We start from the raw sequence: 2,353 nt of genomic DNA, 5'->3' as shown, positions 1-2,353 counted from the left end.
AATCGAGTTTATCCTAGTTATCTAGGACAGCCCCTTAAATTTAATCCACTATATTTTCCTGTTTCAGGCTCGGCGTTCTTTGCACATCAGTTTCGCATCCAGCCAGCCATCGCCGCCGGAGATGATGTTGTTGGCAACGAAGTTGTCCAAGTCGGGCAGCAGGGAAACGGCGCGACCGCTGTTGATGATGACGACCACCACCATCGGTTTGTCGCCCAGCCAGTAGCCTGCCAATGCGCGGACATTGTTGAGCGTGCCGGTTTTCAGGCGCAGAAGCCCACCGCTTTGTTTGAAGCGGTTGCGTAAAGTTCCGTCTGTGCCGGCGATGGGCAGCGTGTCGATGAAATCTTGTGCAAACGGGCTGAAATAAGCCGTTTCCAACATTTGCGCCATCATTCTCGCCGTTACCCTTTCTTTTCTAGACAGACCCGAACCGTTTTCCAAAACCAAATCCGCAACATCGATGCCCGACACGGCAAGTTCGCGCCGGACGGCAGACGCTGCCTGTTCGGAAACGGCGGGCAGTTTGCCGTCGCCGCCGAGTTTGAGGAAGACGGAACGCGCAATTAGATTGTCCGAACGCTTGTTCATGTCCGTCAAAATTTCCTTCATCGGTTTGGCGTGTGCAACGGCAAGCGTCTGCGCGCCTTCCGGCGTGTCGGCTATGCCGATACCGTCTGAAATCCGTCCGCCGCCGAGCAGCCAGTGGTTGGTAAAACTTTGCCGGATCAGTTCGTCAAGCGCGAACATCCGGACACCGACAGGCTTGCCCAAACAGCTCTCGGGAATATTGCCGCGCAATTTCAGCGTATTGTCCGAAAAAGATGCACGCATCAGTTTTTTGATCGAAGGGCAGGCAGCTTGGGAGGCGGTAATTTTCAAGTTGTTTTGGGCGAAAATATGCGGCAAAGGCGGATCGGTGAGGATGTCGGTACTGTCGGCGGCATTGCGTTCGGCGCGCACCATAACCATACCGGCAGACAGCATAGTTGGATTGGGGGGCGTCATAAACGGCGAACCGCTGTCGGCTTCGAAATCGTCGGGGCTGCCGACTTCGCCCCACAGGCTGTGGTCGAGCATCAGGTGTCCCGTGATATTGCGTATGCCTTGTTCGCGCAACTGGCGTTGGACGGCAAGCAGGTTTTCCTGATTGAAAACGGGGTCGCCGCTGCCCGCCCAATACAGGTTTCCGTCAAGCGTGCCGTCGTTTATCGTACCGTTGCTTTTAAACTCGGTCGCCCAGCGGTAATTGCTGCCGAAGGTTTTGAAGGCGGCAAACGCGGTAACGAGTTTCATTGTGGAGGCGGGGTTGACGGGGACATCCGAGCGGTGGTCAATGATGACTTTTCCGCTGTCAAGCTCTTGGACATATACGGCGATTTCGTTTTGCGGAATGCGGCCGGTATCGAGCGCGTGTGCGGCGAGGGAGGCGAGAAGCAGCAGCAGGGAGGCCGCTGTTTTGGGGAAATTCATAGGTAAATCTGTTACATAAAAAAAGCAATTATAAGGCAAAGCCGGATAAGTGGGAACGCTGTGGCGGCGGGCCGGCTTGTTTGCAGGGGAAATCACATATATAATAATCGCTATCATTATGAAATGATTGAGACGCACAAACTTAATATTCAGGAGGAATGATTATGGCTAAGAAAATCAGTATTTTGGTGGGCAGCCTGCGCCGTGCTTCTTTTGCGCGCAAAGTGGCATTGAATGCGGCGGAGATGTTCCCCGAAGGCTGGCAGGCGGAAATCGTCGAAATCGGACATCTGCCGCTTTACAATTTCGATTATGACGACCCTGCGGTGGAAGATGTGCCGCTGCCCGAAAGCTACACGGTTTTCCGCGAAACGATTAAGGCTTCGGACGGCATTTTGTTCGTTACGTCCGAAAATAACCGCACCATTCCCGCCTGTTTGAAAAATGCGGTGGACATCGGCTCGAAACCGAATGCCGACGTGGCGTGGAAAAACAAACCGGCCGGCATCATCAGCCATTCCGTCGGCAAGATGGGCGGTTACAGTTCGCAAAAAAACCTGCGCCTTGCGCTGTCTTATTTCGATATGCCCGTAACCGGACAGCCGGAAGTGTTTTTGGGCAATTCGCCGACACTGTTTGATGAAAACGGCAAATTGATCGACTCGGCAAGGGATTTTGTTCAGTCATATATTAATCAGTTTGTCGGTTTGATTGAAAGAAATGCCAAATAAACAAACAAGTCGAAAGGCCGCAAAACCGGTTCGGGTTTTGCGGCTTTTTTATATGGGCTGGGCAGCGTCAAGGTTTGCCGTTTGCCGGATAATGCGCGGCAAATGACCGGCGTGTTTATAGCGGATTAACAAAAACCAGTACGGCGTTG

2 protein-coding genes are annotated in these 2,353 nt (G+C 53.0%); one reads left to right on the top strand and one right to left on the bottom strand.

The features are described from left to right. Window positions 1–63: 63 nt before the first annotated feature. The gene (gene dacB, locus HMPREF2959_RS10355) at window positions 64–1,473 is read right to left on the bottom strand and encodes a D-alanyl-D-alanine carboxypeptidase/D-alanyl-D-alanine endopeptidase (protein WP_002243803.1); all 1,410 of its coding nucleotides are present in this window, start codon (window positions 1,471–1,473) and stop codon (window positions 64–66) included. Between the two features lie 164 nt (window positions 1,474–1,637). Here dacB and HMPREF2959_RS10350 point away from each other — a divergent pair, with 164 nt between their 5' ends. After that, entirely contained in the window at window positions 1,638–2,204 is a 567-nt protein-coding gene (locus tag HMPREF2959_RS10350) for an NADPH-dependent FMN reductase (protein WP_002221470.1), read from the top strand. The last annotated feature ends 149 nt before the right edge of the window (window positions 2,205–2,353 follow it).

The sequence above is a fragment of the Neisseria sp. HMSC070F02 genome (assembly GCF_001814225.1).
GTDB classification, from domain to species: Bacteria; Pseudomonadota; Gammaproteobacteria; order Burkholderiales; family Neisseriaceae; genus Neisseria; species Neisseria meningitidis.
This window is presented reverse-complemented; position numbering and strand designations above follow the sequence as displayed.